Source organism: Paenibacillus sp. MCAF9 (assembly GCF_052114265.1).
Taxonomy (GTDB): Bacteria; Bacillota; Bacilli; order Paenibacillales; family Paenibacillaceae; genus Pristimantibacillus.
Window position 1 is genome coordinate 122,693 of sequence record NZ_JBFREL010000009.1, and the last position, 18,276, is coordinate 140,968.

General features: G+C 47.4%; 15 protein-coding genes and 1 other annotated feature. Of the genes, 2 read left to right on the forward strand and 13 right to left on the reverse strand.

All coding sequences use genetic code 11. The features are described 5' to 3' along the window. Positions 1-98: 98 nt before the first annotated feature. The 6 genes from AB4Z45_RS17020 to AB4Z45_RS17045 form a co-directional block, all read right to left on the reverse strand. Positions 99-1,064 (reverse strand): anti-sigma factor family protein, encoded by a 966-nt coding sequence (locus AB4Z45_RS17020; protein ID WP_441910462.1) that lies wholly within the window; start codon positions 1,062-1,064, stop codon positions 99-101. Continuing rightward, entirely contained in the window at positions 1,061-1,609 is a 549-nt protein-coding gene (locus AB4Z45_RS17025) for an RNA polymerase sigma factor (RefSeq protein WP_053376850.1), read from the reverse strand. The genes AB4Z45_RS17020 and AB4Z45_RS17025 overlap by 4 nt, the downstream gene beginning before the upstream one ends. Positions 1,610-1,990: 381 nt before the next feature. Next, a complete protein-coding gene (locus AB4Z45_RS17030; protein WP_441910463.1) occupies positions 1,991-4,576 on the reverse strand; it encodes a DNA internalization-related competence protein ComEC/Rec2 in 2,586 nt (861 codons plus the stop codon). Positions 4,577-4,686: 110 nt separating this feature from the next. Next, positions 4,687-5,217 (reverse strand): deoxycytidylate deaminase, encoded by a 531-nt coding sequence (locus tag AB4Z45_RS17035; protein WP_076266860.1) that lies wholly within the window; start codon positions 5,215-5,217, stop codon positions 4,687-4,689. 97 nt (positions 5,218-5,314) lie between these two features. Then, a complete protein-coding gene (locus tag AB4Z45_RS17040; protein ID WP_076266859.1) occupies positions 5,315-6,607 on the reverse strand; it encodes a homocysteine synthase in 1,293 nt (430 codons plus the stop codon). Between the two features lie 80 nt (positions 6,608-6,687). After that, the gene (locus AB4Z45_RS17045; RefSeq protein WP_441910464.1) at positions 6,688-7,248 is read right to left on the reverse strand and encodes a ComEA family DNA-binding protein; all 561 of its coding nucleotides are present in this window, start codon (positions 7,246-7,248) and stop codon (positions 6,688-6,690) included. Between the two features lie 201 nt (positions 7,249-7,449). Here AB4Z45_RS17045 and comER point away from each other — a divergent pair, with 201 nt between their 5' ends. Then, positions 7,450-8,289, forward strand: a complete 840-nt coding sequence (comER, locus tag AB4Z45_RS17050) for a late competence protein ComER (protein WP_441910465.1) — start codon at positions 7,450-7,452, stop codon at positions 8,287-8,289. A 40-nt stretch (positions 8,290-8,329) separates the two neighbouring features. On the opposite strand, the gene leuS is transcribed toward comER, so the two are convergent. The 5 genes from leuS to AB4Z45_RS17075 all read right to left on the reverse strand — a co-directional run bounded on the left by leuS (position 8,330) and on the right by AB4Z45_RS17075 (position 14,449). Then, positions 8,330-10,768: a leucine--tRNA ligase gene (gene leuS / locus AB4Z45_RS17055; protein WP_430058016.1), complete on the reverse strand. Its 2,439-nt coding sequence runs from the start codon at positions 10,766-10,768 to the stop codon at positions 8,330-8,332. 82 nt (positions 10,769-10,850) lie between these two features. Continuing rightward, positions 10,851-11,104: a binding site (T-box leader), on the reverse strand. Positions 11,105-11,203: 99 nt separating this feature from the next. Beyond that, complete coding sequence (locus tag AB4Z45_RS17060) at positions 11,204-12,394, reverse strand: CynX/NimT family MFS transporter (RefSeq protein ID WP_441910512.1); 1,191 nt, start codon at positions 12,392-12,394, stop codon at positions 11,204-11,206. A gap of 167 nt (positions 12,395-12,561) precedes the next feature. After that, entirely contained in the window at positions 12,562-13,755 is a 1,194-nt protein-coding gene (locus AB4Z45_RS17065) for a GNAT family N-acetyltransferase (protein WP_441910466.1), read from the reverse strand. 143 nt (positions 13,756-13,898) lie between these two features. Next, the gene (locus AB4Z45_RS17070; RefSeq protein ID WP_076266854.1) at positions 13,899-14,201 is read right to left on the reverse strand and encodes a hypothetical protein; all 303 of its coding nucleotides are present in this window, start codon (positions 14,199-14,201) and stop codon (positions 13,899-13,901) included. A gap of 53 nt (positions 14,202-14,254) precedes the next feature. Further along, complete coding sequence (locus tag AB4Z45_RS17075) at positions 14,255-14,449, reverse strand: YwbE family protein (RefSeq protein WP_076266853.1); 195 nt, start codon at positions 14,447-14,449, stop codon at positions 14,255-14,257. Between the two features lie 127 nt (positions 14,450-14,576). Here AB4Z45_RS17075 and AB4Z45_RS17080 point away from each other — a divergent pair, with 127 nt between their 5' ends. Then, positions 14,577-16,409: a DEAD/DEAH box helicase gene (locus tag AB4Z45_RS17080; protein WP_441910467.1), complete on the forward strand. Its 1,833-nt coding sequence runs from the start codon at positions 14,577-14,579 to the stop codon at positions 16,407-16,409. A gap of 242 nt (positions 16,410-16,651) precedes the next feature. On the opposite strand, the gene AB4Z45_RS17085 is transcribed toward AB4Z45_RS17080, so the two are convergent. Beyond that, a complete protein-coding gene (locus AB4Z45_RS17085) occupies positions 16,652-17,449 on the reverse strand; it encodes a Cof-type HAD-IIB family hydrolase (protein ID WP_441910468.1) in 798 nt (265 codons plus the stop codon). Positions 17,450-17,522: 73 nt separating this feature from the next. Continuing rightward, positions 17,523-18,275, reverse strand: coding sequence for a 16S rRNA pseudouridine(516) synthase (locus AB4Z45_RS17090; RefSeq protein ID WP_441910469.1), 753 nt, complete (start codon positions 18,273-18,275; stop codon positions 17,523-17,525). Between the last annotated feature and the right edge of the window lies 1 nt (position 18,276).

Here is an 18,276-nt window from a genome sequence, read left to right on the forward strand (position 1 = left end):
ATCGCTGCTAACATTATACGCATAAATCGATGTAAATGTGCGTAATAACCCTTAATTTTTGCAGACCGCAATCTGTGCTGAAGCGAGCAGTTTCCAAGTTAATGCCCTGCCTTCTGCTCCGTCAGCGTAGATAAATCGATCACATACTTCTCAATTGCTCCTTGTTCAACATGAACCTCGTAGGTCAGCTTTTTGCTGTCCTCAGACCAGGCCAGATTGAGCAGCTCACCGTTTTTGCGCGGTGATGTGAAGACGACAGATTGATCGGCAGCAGCAACTACTTTAATTTTAAAATTGTCAGCCTTGCCGCTATAAAGGCCATCGGGTGAAACCGTTGCTGTGCTGTTCGCATTCGCACCCAAACCATTCTCGCCTTCGTTTTCAACCAACCCTTCAGAAGGATTCGAAGTTAAGCCCTTGATTGAGCCATCCTCAAATGACCCACCATCAGGCGCTTTGTCTTCATTGGTTAAAGGATTTATTGCGGTACTCTTGGACGATGGCGATGAATCGGCTTCATCACTTTTTTTTGCCGTTTCTGTCTTCACTTCTGGGTCTTCAGCACCGTTAGCGCTCGCTTTATAAGACATTTCCACTGGCGTATCGTTCATCATATCAGCCGCGACGTTATTCGATCGCTTGGCTGAAGATTGTGATGCATTCATATCGCCAATCGAGCCTGAATTATACGTTACGAGAAACAGCCCTGCAACGATTCCGGCTGCGATCACACCACTCATAATGCGCATGGACGGCCAGCGGCGTTGACGCTTCGAAAGACGTTTTGTTGCTTCCGTTCTGCTAACCATGGATGGCGGTTCCGCTTCAGCCTGACCAAACAGTTCCATCCGCTCTAATTGAGGCATAATCGCATCGACTAAGCTATAGCTCGGCATAACTTTTGGCAAACTGGTAAGCTCGGCGGACAATAGCTGTAACCGCTCGAACATGGCTGCACAGTCCGGACACTGTCTAGTATGATTCATCAAGACTTCGATTTCGCTTTCATCGAGATCGTTGTCTAGCTGTCTTTGCATTAGTTCCATCACCTCTTGACAATTCATCCCCGGACACCACCTTTCTGATAATCATGGAGTAAAGTCTGCAGCTGTTGCCTAGCTCTGAATAAATAGGATTTCACTGTATTGAGCGGCAAATCGAGCGAATCTGCAATTTCATTGTAAGAGAAATCCTGTAAATACCGAAGGACGACGACCGCACGATGATGCTCAGGAAGCTTGTCGATAGCGGCTTGAATGTCTTTAACAGCGTAAGCAGACATTACCTCGTCCTCCACGTTTTGTTTTTCGTGGAATACCATGTCGTGCTCATCTATTGAGACGGTCGGTTTATTTCTCCGAAACTTGTCAATGCAAATGTTGGTTACAATACGTTGAATCCATGTTTTGAACTGCGCTTTTTCTTCGTACGAGCCTATTTTTGTATAGATGCGAATTAGCGCTTCTTGCGCTGCATCAAGGGCATCCTGTTCATTATTTAATATATAATAGGCTGTCCGATAAACATGCGTTTCAATCTCTCGCAATAGAGTAATTAAAGCGTCGCGATCTCCCGACTGAGCGGCTCTTATAAGCTCCGGCTCCACCACGAAGGATCCCCCTCTCTTGCAACCATTCTGACGAACTGGTTGCGGTAAAAGTTGCAGATAAATTAGAAATATTACTTTATTTTTTTTAGTAAGTTTTAACAAGCAGAGCGATTGTCCCCAAGCGGACCGTCTTGAATGCACGAAGCAGGAAAAAACCATAAAAAATTTACAGATACTCGCTATGCTGTGAAAGAATCGAAATAAACTCCACATTAAAGGATACCAAATTTCAACTAACTCGTATATAGAAAGAAGTCGAAAACCTCTGAAAACGGCTCGACTTCTTTATTCCTAAGTATGAATGATTTTCATATGCTATGCGAATTTAGGTACGGAAAGATGAAGGCAAGGCTTTCTATTCCCATTTTTTCGATACCCGCCCTACTTAATTTTTGTATACGTAAATAAATCTTGGCTGGTTACAATAAACCGTACCTCGCCATCACGATCTGTTCGCCACAAAGCGGTTCCCGCTTGATTTAATCGAGAAATTACATCTGGACTAGGATGGCCGTAGGTGTTTGTTGCTCCAACAGAAGCTACTGCTCCAAGAGTATCCCAATAATCGAGCCACTCTGCGCTTGTTGAAAAACGACTGCCATGATGTGCAACCTTCATAACGGAGACAGTCTTTTCATTTGAATCCATTATATTTTGCTGCCGCTCATTTCGTATAATGGCGCGTTCCGTGGCTGCATTAATATCACCGGTAAACAAGAAGACCGACTGAAAAAGCTGAACACTAAGCACAACACTGGCTTCATTCTGCTCCTCAAGGTGAGCCACCGCTTCCTCTTTTTGCGCCAAGGGCCACAGAACGCTTATCTTCGTATTTGCATCTACCTGCTGCTTCATGCCCGCAGACGCGCTGTACATTGGAATTCCCAGCGCAAGTGCCTGCTTAATTAGCTGCTGAGCATCATCTGCTTCCTTCACCGTTCCATTCCACCAAATGCTGCGTATTGGAATTGTCTCCAAAACCGCTTTTAAACCACGGATATGATCGCTATCCAAATGTGAAATGACGAGGATGTCAATCTCGCGCACGCCTCTTTTCATTAGTAAAGGCACAAGCACCTTTTCCCCAATTTCAAAAGGGTCGCTCCGCTCCTTCCACTCTTCTCCCGGCTTGCGGAAGCTCATCATACCTCCGCCATCGATTAAAATATGCTTGCCGCCGGGTGTTCGGATATGTACAGCATCGCCTTGACCAACATCAATAAAACTAACCTCTGCCTGACGGTTAAATAAATCCGGCTTAAAGGCATAAAAAATCATAATCAAAACTAACGCTAACAGCAGATATAGGCTAGTCCTTAGCTTTTTACTGTTTTCTTTAACCACTAAGTAAGGATGAACCGCTCCAATTGCAGCTGTCTCCTCTATGGTCGCTGCTTCTTCCTCATGTTTCGCAGCGATTTGCATCGTCCAACTGCGCAAAATCCGAAATATGACACCAAATATAATCAGCCAAGCTGCCACCCACCAAAGAGGCGGAGTTGCCCAAATCGTCCTTAGTGAATCCACTTCGGACAGCTGCTCGACGAAAGCAAACGTCCATTCATTCGCGAAATGCGAGAAATAGGCCAGCAGCTTGCCGCCGCCCTCCCAAGGTATCGCAAGCAGAAGCGATACTGCGCCAAGCGGCATAACGATAAAGCTGATGAACGGAACGAGCACAAAATTCGCGAGCATAGACAACACATGAAACTGATTGAAATAATAAATCGTCAATGGAAAAGAAACAATCTGCGCTACGAGCGTAACCGCTGCCAGATCAAGCAGCGATTTTCCTCTGCGCCACCTCGGCATCGCTTGCCGTACAGGCTGGACTCCGACAATCAGACCGATCGTTACAATGAACGACAGCTGAAAGCTGACATCCTCGATAAAATAGGGATCATAAATAAGCATGAGCACCGCAGCAGCAGCTAGCAGATGCAGCCCATCCTTCAGCTTGCCCATCCGGGCTGCCAATAGCCCAAGAACGGACATTAGACCTGCGCGGACAACCGAAGGGGAAGCGCCGGCAAGCAGCACATACAAGGGAACGGACAACATGAGGATGAGCAGCATTCGTTCGCGGCTTATACGTGCGACGCGCAGCAGTCCGCTAAGCGCATAAAGGAATACAGCAACATGTAGGCCCGAAATCGCTAAAATATGCGTTAAACCTAGCTTTGAAAATTGCTGGAATTGCTCTGGATCGAGGTCCTCGCGAATGCCGAGGACCAGCCCCTTCATGTATCCGGACTGCGAGGACGGATACAGCTGTTCCATCTGCGCGCCAAGCCATGCGCGCGCGCTGTCGACGCGGCCGAGCAGCGCGGCCGCGGTCCACTTGGGGCCCGGCGCCGGCTTTACGGCGGCGGTGCCCTTCACTTTGAGCAGCCAGTGGATTCTCTGGCTGCTGAGGTAGCGGCGGTAATCAAATCCGCCGCTATTGGATGCGCCAGCCGGCCGCGTAAGCTCGCCGGCAAGGCGCACTTTGGCGCCGCGCTGCCAAGCCGCGGCGATAGCCTGCTCCGGCTGTTCCATCAGCCGGACATGCACGATCAACCGCTCGCGCAACGGCTGCGCAGCGGCTTCACCTTGAACGTGGATGCTGTGCGCCTCCACGCGAAACATCGCGCGGTCGCCGTCGACCTCCACCGCCGACACAATAACGCCCTCCGCTTCCGCCGCATACGCAGCTCGCGGTCCATCCGCCTCAGCGGCGGCAAGCAGTGCTGGCAGCGCAGTCACGTTGCGGGCATCCGCCCATAACCGCTCTCCTGCGGCAAGGCACACTGCCAAAGCACAAGCCGCCGCGAGCTGCCACGTCGCTTGCTTGCCAAGCACTGCGGCGGTTGCGAGCAATATTCCCGCTCCCGCCGCAAGCCAAACGCCGCTGCTGTTCAAACCGGCAGCAGCCGCGCCCCCAAATACCCAACAAATCGCAAACCAAATTAAAGGACGTCGATTCACCTCTAGCTCCCTCCAATTCGCAAAGCCTCATAACAAAAAAAAAGAACCTCTGTCGCATCAAAAGATGCAATCAGAGGTTCCTCCTCGTTTCTACTATTTCATGAACAACGCTATGATGTTACATCCATATGCGCCTGAGCAGGTGGCTCGTAATGATCCAAACAACGGAAAACAATACCTTTCTGGGCCATCATATTGCTCACCTTTTCACTGTCTTTCGGATAACTCCGATGATAGACGATTTCGATAACGCCGCTGTTCGCGAGCATGTTAGCGCATGTCCAGCAAGGCTGGTCGGTTACATAAACGGTTGAGCCTTCGCGATCGGTACGATCGGTGAACAGCAGCAAATTTTGCTCCGCATGTATCGTTCGAATACAGCGTTGCTTCTTGAATGGCTGCTCCTTGCCGTCGACCAGCTTCATCTCAACTTCCTCCGAAATCATGCAGCCTGCCTCAAGACAATCCTGCACGCCCATCGGAGCGCCGTTATACGCTGTGCCAAGCAGTTTTTTTCCTTGTACAAGAACAGCTCCAACATGTCTGCGCGGACAACGCGAACGCGTCGAAACCATATAGGCAATATCCATGAAGTAGGTGTCCCAGTCCTTGCGGTCGGCATCCTTCGTTTGGGTGCTCATAACTCAACTTCCTCTCTCATGCTGCATCTGATGATCTCTGGTTGCATTTATTTATCGTATATTTCTTCGTTAAAGCTTCCTACTAAAGCGTTTAGGCTTAGGCTTGGCTGGCAGCAATGGCTTGCTCAATATCCGCCAAAATATCATCAATGCCTTCTGTACCGATCGATAGACGAATCATGCCTGGTGAAACGCCAGCATTAGCTTGCTGTTCCTCAGACAATTGCAGATGTGTTGTGCTTGCCGGATGAATAATTAGCGACTTGGAATCACCGACATTCGCCAAATGCGAGAATAGCTGAACGGAGTTGATCACTTTCTTGCCCGCTTCTACTCCGCCTTTAATGCCAAATGTCATAATAGCGCCTTTGCCCTTCGGCAAATATTTTTGTGCAAGGTCATAGGACGGGTGGCTTGGAAGTCCTGGATAGCTAACCCACTCAACCGCTTCATGGCCTTCCAAATATTCAGCTACCTTTTGCGCGTTTGAGCTGTGGCGTTCCATCCGAAGATGCAGCGTCTCAAGTCCTTGAAGCAATAGGAAAGAGTTGAAAGGTGAAATGGCAGCACCCATATCTCTTAGCAATTGGACGCGTGCTTTAATGATATAAGCGACAGGGCCAACTGCATCGGTGTAAACAACGCCATTGTAGCTTGGATCCGGCTCAGTAAGACCTGGGAATTTGCCGCTGGCTTTCCAGTCAAACTTGCCGCCGTCTACAATGATACCGCCGATTGATGTTCCATGTCCGCCGATAAACTTGGTCGCGGAATGCACCACAATGTCTGCTCCATGTTCAATCGGTCTGCACAAGTAAGGGCTCGGGAATGTATTGTCCACGATAAATGGAATGCCATTCTCATGTGCAATTGCAGCAACCGCTTCAAGATCGATCACATCGCCCTTCGGATTTCCGATCGTTTCAGCATATACTGCTTTCGTACGCTCGTTGATTGCTCCTCGGAAGTTTTCCGGATTCGACGGATCAACAAATCTTACAGTGATGCCAAGCTTTGCAAGCGTCATTGAGAATAAGTTGTAAGTACCTCCGTACAGGCTTGTAGCGGAAACGATCTCATCGCCAGCTCCTGCAATATTTAGAATCGCGTATGTAATAGCCGATTGACCAGAAGCAACTGCTAATGCTGCCGGAGCACCCTCTAATTCAGCTACACGTTTCTCAAAAACATCCGATGTCGGGTTCATAATTCGGGAGTAAATATTTCCAAATTCCTGCAATGCAAATAGATTCGCTGCATGATCTGTATCTTTGAATCCGTAAGATGTCGTCTGGTAGATAGGTACCGCGCGCGACAACGTAGTCGGATCGATTTGCTGACCTCCGTGGACGGATAGTGTATCAAGGGAAAGCTTGCGTTGTTCTGACATTTTCTCGACTCCTTCAAATGAGTTAATAGATAATGGCAAACGGAAGTTGTAAATGTCCGCTTCTTTCCATTCTCTCACAATTATGGACGAGCTACAATGCTGTCTTCCAATCCTTTTAATAGTTTTTCTCCAATTCCCTTGACACGGAGCAAATCATTAACGGTCGCAAATTTGCCGTTTCTTTCTCTATCTTCAATAATTGCTTTTGCTTTTGACGGTCCGATTCCTTTCAAATCATCAAGTTCCGCCTCCGTTGCACGGTTGATATCAAGCTTTGCTGCATCATCCATGCCTGCATCAGCAATTGGTGCTGCTGGCGCAGTGGATACAATCGTATCTTCCTTTAAAGCAGCTTTCCCATCCTGCTCATTCCGATGATCAACACCTGCAGCTGATGCTTCTTGCTCCTTTTCCGGGATCATCTCAGTATCCTTCTTGTTCTTTACGTCTTCTTCACCCGTATCTGCTGCCTCAATTGCAGCGACTGCAGATTTCACAGCATCGTTTAAAGGTACCCAATCACCTGTTTCCGGCTGCTTAGGCTCCATAAAAGCAGCGGCCAGCAATATAGCTGCAGCAAGTATTAAAATAAAAGTAAATATAATGGCTTTGCTAGAAATCGTTCCATTTAAAGGCTTCACTTCTTCACTCTCCTTTGAAAGCGATGTTTTTTTGGTAATTAGTGACATATGAAACAAGTCCTGCGGAATAAGGTAAGAGAGCACACGAAATACGAAATGAGTACGGCTATTGAAATTTTCACTCGGGATTTGTTCGCATATAACCTTTCTCTACAAATTAAAGCAGGTTATGCGCGCGCCAAACCTATAGGAGGGTTCAGCATGAATGTCGGATTTATCGGGACGGGCACAATGGGAAGCCTGCTCATTGAAGCTTTGATCGCATCTGGTGCATTATCACCAAAACAAATTGCCGTCAGCAATCGCACCTTTGCAAAAGCGCAAGCCTTGGCCAACCGTTATTCCGGCATGAGAGCCGAATATACGAATGCTGCGGCTGCTTACGGCTCCGATATTGTTTTTTTGTGCGTAAAGCCTTTGGAGTTCAAAAAAGTGGTCGATGATTTGAAGGCAACTATTCGACCAAACCAGATTGTCGTATCTATAACGAGTCCTGTCCTTATCTCTCATCTAGAAGGGGAACTCGATTGCAAGGTAGCTAAGGTTATTCCGAGCATTACAAATTATGTATGGAGCGGAGCATCGCTTTGTATTTATGGGGAAACGATTGATGACAATGATATGGCTCAACTGGAGGACTTATTATCCCATATTAGTCAGCCGCTGCGAATAGATGAGAATTACACACGCATCGTATCCGACATTTCAAGCTGCGGACCAGCTTTTATGTCTTTCCTGCTTGAGCAATTTGTTGATGCTGCGGTTGAAGAAACGGGTATAAGCCGTGATGAAGCGCTGCGTGTTGCAAGCGCCATGCTGCTCGGAACCGGCTTGCTGCTGACCGAAGGCGGCCTTACACCAGCAGAGGTGCAAGAGAGAGTTGCCGTCCCTGGCGGCATTACAGCCCAAGCGCTAAACCTGCTGCGCCGCGAGACAGAAGGAGTATTCAATCAACTCATCCGTACGACACATGCAAAGTTCGATGAAGATGTGGTCAAGGTTTCGACCGCCTTTATAGGCGAAGAGGTGAACGGTCAATAGCTGTTCTTCAGCTAATGCCCGCTCACCTCTTCTGTTTGTCTTAATTGGCAACGATATTGACTAGCTTGCCTTTTACCGCAATGACTTTACGGATTGTTTTGCCGGCAATCAGCTCTTGTACCTTCTCAAGTTCTTTCGCTATGCTTTCCATCTCAGCAACGTCCATATCAGCTGCAATGGAGATGCGATCTGCGATTTTACCATTTACTTGTACGACGATCTCAACCTCTTGATCGACCGTCCAAGCTTCTTCGAACGTCGGGAACGCTGCATACGTAAGCGAATCCGTGCGTCCCAGCTTCTCCCATAGCTCTTCCGCGATATGCGGCGCAATTGGAGAAATCAATTGAACGAATTGCTCCATTGCTGCTTGCGGAAGTACATCTGTTTTGTAGGCTTCGTTTACAAAAATCATGAGCTGGCTGATTACGGTGTTGAAACGAAGTCCCTCATAATCATCCGTAATTTTTTTGATTGAACGATGCCATGTGCGCTTGAATGCATCACTCGTTTCGCCATTGCCGATTTTGGCATTCAAGCTGCCGTCCTCGTTCACGAACAAACGCCATACACGGTTAAGAAAACGATATGTTCCTTCCACACCATTGGTATTCCAAGGTTTCGTTGCTTCAAGCGGCCCCATAAACATTTCGTACATACGAAGCGTATCTGCGCCAAACTCGTTTACGATATCATCTGGATTGATAACATTTCCACGCGATTTGGACATTTTTTCGTTGTTGTTTCCAAGGATCATGCCTTGGTTGACAAGCTTATGGAACGGCTCCTTTGTATCTACAACGCCGATATCATAAAGCACCTTGTGCCAGAAACGAGCGTAAAGCAGATGCAGAACAGCGTGCTCAGCGCCACCAATGTAAAGGTCAACCGGCAGCCATTGCTTTTGCTTCTCTGGCGAACAAAGCTGTTTGTCGTTTTTAGGATCGATGAAGCGCAGGTAGTACCAGCAGCTGCCAGCCCATTGCGGCATCGTGTTCGTTTCACGGCGAGCCTTCATGCCCGTTTCAGGATCGATCGTGTTCACCCATTCCGTAACGCTGGCAAGCGGTGATTCCCCTGTTCCTGAAGGAGTGATAGCATCAACATCAGGCAGCAGAAGCGGAAGCTGATCCTCAGGAACAGTCTTCATCGTACCATCCTCCAAGTGAAGGATCGGAATCGGCTCACCCCAGTAGCGCTGGCGGCTGAACAACCAATCGCGCAGTCGGTAAGTGATTTTCCCTTTGCCTTTGCCCGATGCATCCAGATGCTCTATCATTTTCGCAATCGCTTCTTCATTCGTCAAACCATTCAAGAAATCGGAATTGACATGAATGCCGTCGCCTGCATAAGCTTCCTTCGTAACATCTCCGCCTTGAACAACCTCAACGATTGGCAAATCAAATTGCTTAGCAAATTCCCAGTCGCGAGCGTCATGACCTGGAACAGCCATAATAGCACCCGTTCCATAACCAGCAAGAACATAATCTGCGATCCAGATTTGTGTTTTCACGCCATTAACGGGATTAATGGCATAAGCTCCTGTGAACACGCCTGACTTGTCTTTCGCCAAATCAGTACGCTCCAAATCACTCTTGCGCGATGCTGCCAGTTGATAAGCTTCAACTGCTTCTTTTTGCTCTGCCGTTACGATTTTTGCAACAAGCTCATGCTCAGGAGCGAGTACGCAATAAGTCGCGCCAAACAATGTATCTGGACGAGTCGTAAATACGACCAAAGCGGAATCATGACCGTCAATCTCAAAGGTAACCTCAGCTCCTTTGGATTTTCCAATCCAGTTGCGCTGCATATCCTTAATGCTTTCTGTCCAGTCCAGTTCTTCCAAATCATCCAACAGACGATCCGCGTATTCCGTAATTTTCAAAATCCACTGACGCATAGGCTTGCGAACAACGGGATGATTGCCCCGCTCGCTTAGGCCGTTAATAACCTCTTCATTGGCAAGCACCGTTCCAAGAGCTTCACACCAGTTAACTGATACTTCAGCAACATAAGCGAGTCCTCTGTTGTACAATTGGATAAAAATCCATTGCGTCCATTTATAATATTCAGGATCGGTTGTACTAATCTCGCGATCCCAATCGTATGAGAAGCCAAGTGATTTTATTTGTCTGCGGAAATTATCGATGTTTACAAACGTAATATCGCGCGGATGCTTTCCTGTATCTAGCGCATGCTGCTCAGCAGGCAATCCGAACGCATCCCAGCCCATCGGGTGAAGGACATTATAACCTTTCATTCTTTTGTAGCGAGACACGATATCTGTCGCTGTATACCCTTCGGGATGTCCTACATGCAAGCCAGCTCCAGATGGATATGGAAACATATCTAATGCGTAAAACTTTGGTTTTTCAGCATCCTCTGTCGTTTGAAACGTTTTGTTTTTATCCCAAAATTGCTGCCATTTCGGCTCCACAACAAGCGGGTTATAGCCGTGAAATTGCTGTTCTTGACTCATGTGCTCATATCCTCTCTCAAATAAATGCTGAATGCATAATTGTACAAAAAAACATAAAACCTCTCGCCCCTAGCGAATTATCGCTAGGGACGAGAGGTTGTTCTCCCGTGGTACCACCCTAGTTAGCGAAAGACATGCTTTGCCGATCGCTCACTTGTCGCCCTTATCGCGGGCCAAACGGTGATTTTCGCGTAAACGATGTTTCGTAAACATCGCTTTCGTTAATCGCACAGCTCCAAGGCGAGCTTCATTTCGCTGCAGGTCCGGCTTCCACCATAAATCACCGGCTCTCTAGGCCTGACAAACGAAATTACTGTTCCTCTTCAACGCTCCATATGCATAAAATCGTTAGTTTCGATTATAAAGATCACACGGTTCGGTGTCAAGAGAACGAACTTGAACTCCAAACGGTTTATAATCAATTTTTCACCATATTTAATTTTCTTGTGCTCCTGATATCGTTTTATTCGCTCCAGCTCCGAAGCCTATATATCCAAAAATAACAGCAACAACTACTAGCATTACTAATGAGACAGTCCAATTATTCGTCAAATCATGAATAAGTCCAAACAACAGCGGTCCGGCAGCGGCAAGCAGATAACCAATGGACTGTGCCATACCTGACAACTGAGCCGACTGCCTTGTGCTGCTTGTCCGCAGTACAAAAAACATAACCGCGAGACTAAAGCCGGAACCGCCGGCAATTCCGAGTAAAATCATACAAATCGGAATAAGATTTACATTCCCGCTAAGAAGACCTAAGTATCCTAGGAGCAGCAATATCGTTGTAAGAATAACAAGCAGCCTTTGGCTTGCCTGCTTTCCCGCAATGACAGGTATAATAAATGTCGCGGGCAAGCTGACAAATTGCAGCAGTGACAGCATCCATCCCGCATCAACGTGGCTCATGCCGCGATCAGATAAAATTTCAGGCAGCCATGATACATTAACGTAGAAACAAAATGATTGAAGACCCATAAATAATGCTACTTTCCAAGCTAAGCCAGAGCGCAGCAGACCACCATTCTTCTCACCGTTCGTTGCTGCTTTGTTGTTGTCCTTCTGGGCAAACGAACGAATTTGCGGTACCCAAGCAATCGTAGCAAATAGAGCGAGCAGTGCCCAGCAGGCCAGCATTCCTTGCCAGCCAAAGGAAAGCTTCTCTGTAATGGGAATGCTAAATCCTGAAGCTAAAGCAGCACCTAAATTCATCACTACCGAATATAAACCAGTCATTAAACCGACGGTGGCCGGAAAATCTCTTTTTATCATGCTCGGAAGCAGTACATTTGCAACAGCAATCGCCATGCCCAGCAGGATTGTTCCAACAAATAAAGCGGCTATCGTCGGAAGGGATCTAATCACAATTGCACCAGTTAGCACAACCATTGCAATAAATAGTGTGTTTTCCATACTAATGCGCTGAGCAATTCGTGGTGCAAGTGGAGAAATAAGTGCAAATGCTAACAGCGGCAAGGTCGTCAGCAGCCCAGTGAGCGCACTGGAAATGCCAAACGAACGCTGAATTTCAGATACGATTGGTCCAACTGCTGTCAGCGGCGCTCGCAAATTAGCTGCTATTAGCAATATGCCAAGAATCAGAAGCCATGAGCTTGTTATTGCAATTGGCGCAGAAGATGCTGATGCTGATGATAAATTTGAATGGCTGATTTTCACGAAGTAATCCTTCTTTCTCATGCTGATCGATCTAAGTTGTTTAGTTTCCCATATAAACGCCTTAAACATTCGACAAGGCGCCTTATACGATTATTACAAAAAACAAATAGCATCTTTTATTTTTTTACTCGATACCAATACTCGTATTGCGGGACATACCCGATTTTATCGTACAGCCGATTAGCTGCTGCGTTATCTTTTACGACGAGCAGATAACCTTCAGTCGCTCCACGTCCCTTGCCCCATTGCAGAAGATGCAGCACAAGCTGCTCTCCAAAACCTCTATTTCGATAATTAGGATCGGTCACAATATCATAAATACCAATCCAACCATCCTCAATCACCGCAAAGCCGCATGCTACCGGTATTCCATTGTCATGCAAAACCGCGCAGCATTTATCCAGCGGTGACTGTTTTAACATTTTTCGTGTAGTTGACCGCTGTTCATCCGTTAAGCGACTAAAAACCGCAACCGCATCCAGCCAGCTCTCTGAAACTTCCTGCTCTAGCCAAATTTCAGCATGCAGCGGCGATGGAGCATCAGAAAGGTGAATCGTTTTTACAATCGTCCGATCGATAAGCTCATAACCGCGGGTCGCCAGTTCCTCATCAAGCGAGGCAGGCTGAGCGAAGGGTGTTATTTTAAAAACAGAGCGAATGCCTTTGTGTTCATAAAGTTCCTCGCAGGAGCTTATTTTCGCACCAAGCTGGAGCGTGTTGTCGTACACAGGATTAATCGAATTGGAACGTTTCGTATAACCTTCTGCAAAACGAAGCAGCCAGCCGTCGTAGACAACCGTTTGCAAGGCTGGCCAACCATTTAAGCTCATTTCCTCTATTCGAAAATGCAACAGTCGCTTAATCTGCTCCATATGATGCTGATCATGCCATATAAAATCTTTTATATATTGACTCACTTCAAAGGCATGACCATCCGCGTCTACATAGGCAGCTTCGTACTGCTCATCTGCTAACTGTGCTATCGTGTCAATAATCCGCTCACGTATGTTTGCAGCTTCATGAACGAGCTCAGCGATTGAAGTTGACTTGCTGTATATTTTTGCTTGTTCGTTAAACTCATTATAATCCAAATGTTTAACCGTAAGCGGCAAGCCCTCTCGCACCTTTAAGATTGCTTCTTCATAAAAATAAATATCCCAACGTAAAATATGGGCTGTGACGTCTCGAATTGACCACTTTCCTGCGGCAATGCTCTGATTCCAAATACGTTCGTCGTAACGCGCCAAATCGGTTACAAACGTTATCCATTCTTTGAAGGTGTCCAGCAGCTGCAATTTCTCGGTAACCATATGCAAATTCCACTCCCCTTAAACTGACATAATCATCCAAGCTTCCATTTATCATAAAGGATGATTCATTAAGGAGCGAGATTTTTTTCCATTTTTGTAATAAAAAAAGCCGCCTCATGAGCAGCTAATTGCGATTCTGATCCTCATACCATATCAAATCGTTCAAGCTGTTCCAGCTGATTTTCTCGCTTCAATATTTCACGCTGCATCGGTCCAAGCAAATCAAAATGCGGATACTCTGACCGCGCATGAATATAGCGAGGATTAAGGCCGTTATCGAGGCACCAGCGCGAGAGCTTCTCCATATCGGAGCAGCCTACCTTTGTTACAGTCTTCATGTCTGGAAACCTTGAATCCAGCCAGTAATGCGTCAGAAATGCAATTTCTCCGCGGGCAACGGCTTCCTTCCATCGCTGCAACTCTTTTCTTTTTATGCCAAAGGCCACAGCACATCGCTCCTTTAACGTTGAACATTCCTTCCTGACTAGATATGGACTCTTTAAGTCAGGATATTCTTGACTCTCCCTACTTGCCCATCAGCCAGTCTCACTTTAATGCCATGAGGGTGCTTAGGCGAATTCGTCAAAATATCTTTCACGACACCTCGTGTCAGCTTGCCAGTCCGTTGATCCTGCTTCAAAACAATGTCTACCGATAGGCCCGCTTTGATCGCGGAGCGCTCTGTTCCATTCATATTTACCATTCCTCTGCTGCTCTAATGTCGGCTTTTAGCATAGCATAAGCAAAGTAAAGATGCACATTATAAGGACAGCTGTTATACTTAACATCAAAAGATGTAAACGAAATGAGGAAATGTATTAATGTCTAACGCATTTAACGCTTTGGGTATAACTCCCAAGCTAAGCGAATTGCTTCACCATGATGGAATTATCGAACCGACTCCGGTTCAAAAGCAAGCGATTCCACTTCTGCTCAACGGGCAGGATGTTATTGCACAAGCTCAAACGGGCACAGGCAAAACGATTGCGTTTGCTTTGCCTATTTTGCAACGTATTAATATAGAGAAAGAACAAGTCCAAGCTCTCATATTAACTCCAACGAGGGAACTTGCGATTCAAATTACGAGCGAGCTCAAAAAACTTGTTCCCGCTGTTGGCGTAAGCGTGCTTGCTGCCTATGGCGGCCAAGACGTTGATGCTCAGATTCGCAAGCTGCAGCGCTCGCCCCATATCGTAGTTGCAACGCCTGGTCGTCTAATCGATCATATGAAACGTGAAACCGTCAGCCTAGGCAAGCTGCAGATGCTTGTTCTCGATGAAGCGGATCAAATGCTTCACATGGGCTTCCTGCCAGATGTAGAAAGCATTATTTCACAAACGCCGAAAACTCGTCAAACGATGTTGTTCTCAGCTACAATGCCTGATGCTATTCGCAAGCTGGCTGCTGATTATATGAAGACGCCTGTCGATATTCGGGTACGCAGTACCAACGTCACACTCGACAGCATTACACAAATCGTCTATGAAACAACGGATAGAAGCAAGCAGCAAACTCTCGTGCATTTGCTAGAGCGTCATCAGCCCTATTTGGCCGTTATTTTTTGCCGGACTAAAGTTCGCGCGAAAAAATTAAACAAGGAACTCCAAGAGATCGGCATCGAATCGGATGAGCTGCACGGCGATCTTACGCAAGCGAAGCGTGAGCAAGTAATGAAGCGCTTCAGAGATGCAAGACTGCAGGTGCTCGTAGCGACTGACGTTGCTGCTCGCGGACTCGATGTTGAAGGGGTTACCCATGTTTACAACTACGACGTTCCACAAGACGGCGAGCTGTATATTCACCGTATTGGCAGAACAGGTCGCGCTGGGCAAGATGGCGCAGCCATTACACTCGCAACTCCTTATGACAAAAACCATTTGATTCTTATTGAACAAAGCATAAATGCTAAGCTTGCACGCCGTGCGATTGACAGCGAAGGCAACGAAACATCTGTACGCGCACAATCTGGCGATCGTCCAGAGAGAACACGCAGTGCAGCTGGCAAAAGCAGTACACGCGGTTCCAGCAGCAAGCCATCCGAGGGTGGACGCCGCGGCGGTCGTGACCGTTCTGCTCAAGGCGATCGCAATGCGAAGCCAGGCGGACGCAGAGGCCAACGCGAGACCGTACGTCCTAATGCTGGCAAACGTACAGGCAGAACAGCTGAGATTCGCGGTCAAGCTTCCGAAGCAGCTGGCGAGAGCACAGGCTGGACAGCCAACCGTGGGGACCGATTCGAATCCGCAAGCCCCGCTCGCGGTAATGACCGTTCCCAAAGCCGCAGCAGTACCACTCGCGGCGGTGATCGTTCCGAAAGTCGCGGAAGTTCAGCTCGCGGTGGCGAACGCTCCGAGAGTCGTGGCGGCTCAGCTCGCGGTGGTGCAACTCGCACCGGCGGCTTCGGCAGTCCTCGCGGCGCAGAGCATGTAGCAGGCCGTGCCTCGTCCAAGGTGGATAGCCCCTGGGAAGCAGCGCGCAGTGATTTCAAAGCGAAAACATTAAATGAGCACGAAAACGGCCGTGGAACAGGCAAGCGCGGCAAATCATCGTCAGGCGGACGCAGCGGCTCACCTGCCGGCGGTCGCGGCAACAGCCCGCGTGGTGGCGGAAGCTCTTCGAGCAAACCGCGCGGTGGCGGCGGACGCAATCGGTAAACAACTTTAAAAGAAAGAGCGGTCAACACAGGAACTTATTCCTAGTGCTGACCGCTCTTTCTTTTTCTATTTCATTCCGTCAGGATCTTACTTCGTTAACCGTTAGATCATACTGATTATTATTGATAGTCAATGTGGCGTCATAATATCCTCTGCCGCAGCTAGTAGAATTGCATTGGCATTTATACGCGCCGCTGCATCCGAAAACGTAAAATTTAGTTTTCGTAAATCCGGGATAAATATTAGCTCCAAGCGTGCTCATAAAGCGCTCTAGCCACGCCATCCTCGCTATTCGAATGTGCAACTGCATTAGCTGCCAGCTTCACTTCCTCAGGAGAATTGCCCATTGCTATGCCCATGCCCGCAAATTGAAGCATTGTTATATCATTATGATAATTGCCGATTGCTAGAATTCGGCTGCGATCAATGCCTTTAATTGCAGCAAGCTGCTGCAACGCTTTTCCTTTATTGGCTTCACTATGATGCACATCGATAAAGAAGTCGCCGCTCCGAATCGAATGAAGCTGCTTAGGCCATCCCGACCATTCCGTTTGTACGACATCCATCTGATCCTTCGTTCCGAAAACTGTAAATTTTACAAGGCCGCTAGGCAAGCCCAGGCGGAAATCATGAATCGATGGCTTAGCTTGAAAATGACCATACATTGCTTCTACTTCCGGCGTCATGCTCTCGACCATCATTTCAAAAGCAGTATTCAAATCAAAATGAATGCCATTCTCGCGGCAATATTGAATAAAACGCAATAAATGCTCAGGTACCATATCGAATTGGTGAACAACGGAATGGTCATCCGCATTAATCGTTGCTGCTCCGTTATGAGTAATCACCGTCCCGCTAAGTCCAAGCTCTTTCAGCACAGGAAGTGCGCCTGATGGTCCTCTCCCAGTACATAATACGATTTGAGCTCCGCGATTGGCAGCCTCATGTACCGACTCACGAATAGCTTTCGTCAGCACATGATCATCTGTAAGCAGTGTCCCATCCACATCTAAAGCAATTAAGTCATAATTAAGGCTCATGTCTCCACTCCTATTCCAAACTCTGTAAGTGCTCTCTCTATCTCTTAATTACAGCAAACACTAGATACAATGTCTAATCCGTCTTCCGTTTATGTGAGCGCAGAAGCTCTAGTTCTTCTTCCGTCAGCTCCCGATAGGAGCCCTCTTCAAGGGTTTCATCAAGCTTAAGCGGTCCCATCGATACTCTTTTCAAGTATACGACCTTTTTGCCGACAGCTTCAAACATTCTTTTCACTTGGTGGAACTTACCTTCCATAATAGTAAGGGAGATACTCGAAAATATTTCATCATCCCGTTGTTCACGACTCTTGATGTGTAGCTCAGCCGGCATCGTAACATACCCGTCGTCTAATGCAATGCCAGCCAAAAAAAGCTGCTGGTCTTCTTCGCCAACATCGCCAAGAACCAATGCTTCATAGGTCTTCGCAACATGCTTGCGCGGAGACAACAGTTCATGAGCAAGCTGCCCATCGTTCGTCAGCAGCAGCAAGCCAACCGTATCTTTATCCAGTCGTCCGACTGGAAATGGATCTCGCTGCCGATCGGAGAGCTCAAGTAAATCGATTACCGTGCGTTCACGGCTATCCTCTGTTGCAGAAATAACGCCCTGCGGCTTATTCAACATGAAATAAACGACATCACGATACACGACAGGTGCGCCGTCAAAATAAACCTTTGCTGTATCAGGGTCAACGATTAGTCCGCTGTCTTTCACTACTTTATCATCGACAACAACCATGCCGAGCTTCACAGCTCGTTTAATTTCGCTGCGCGTACCCAGTCCCATATGGGCGATCAGCTTGTCAATTCGAATACGTTTACTCATT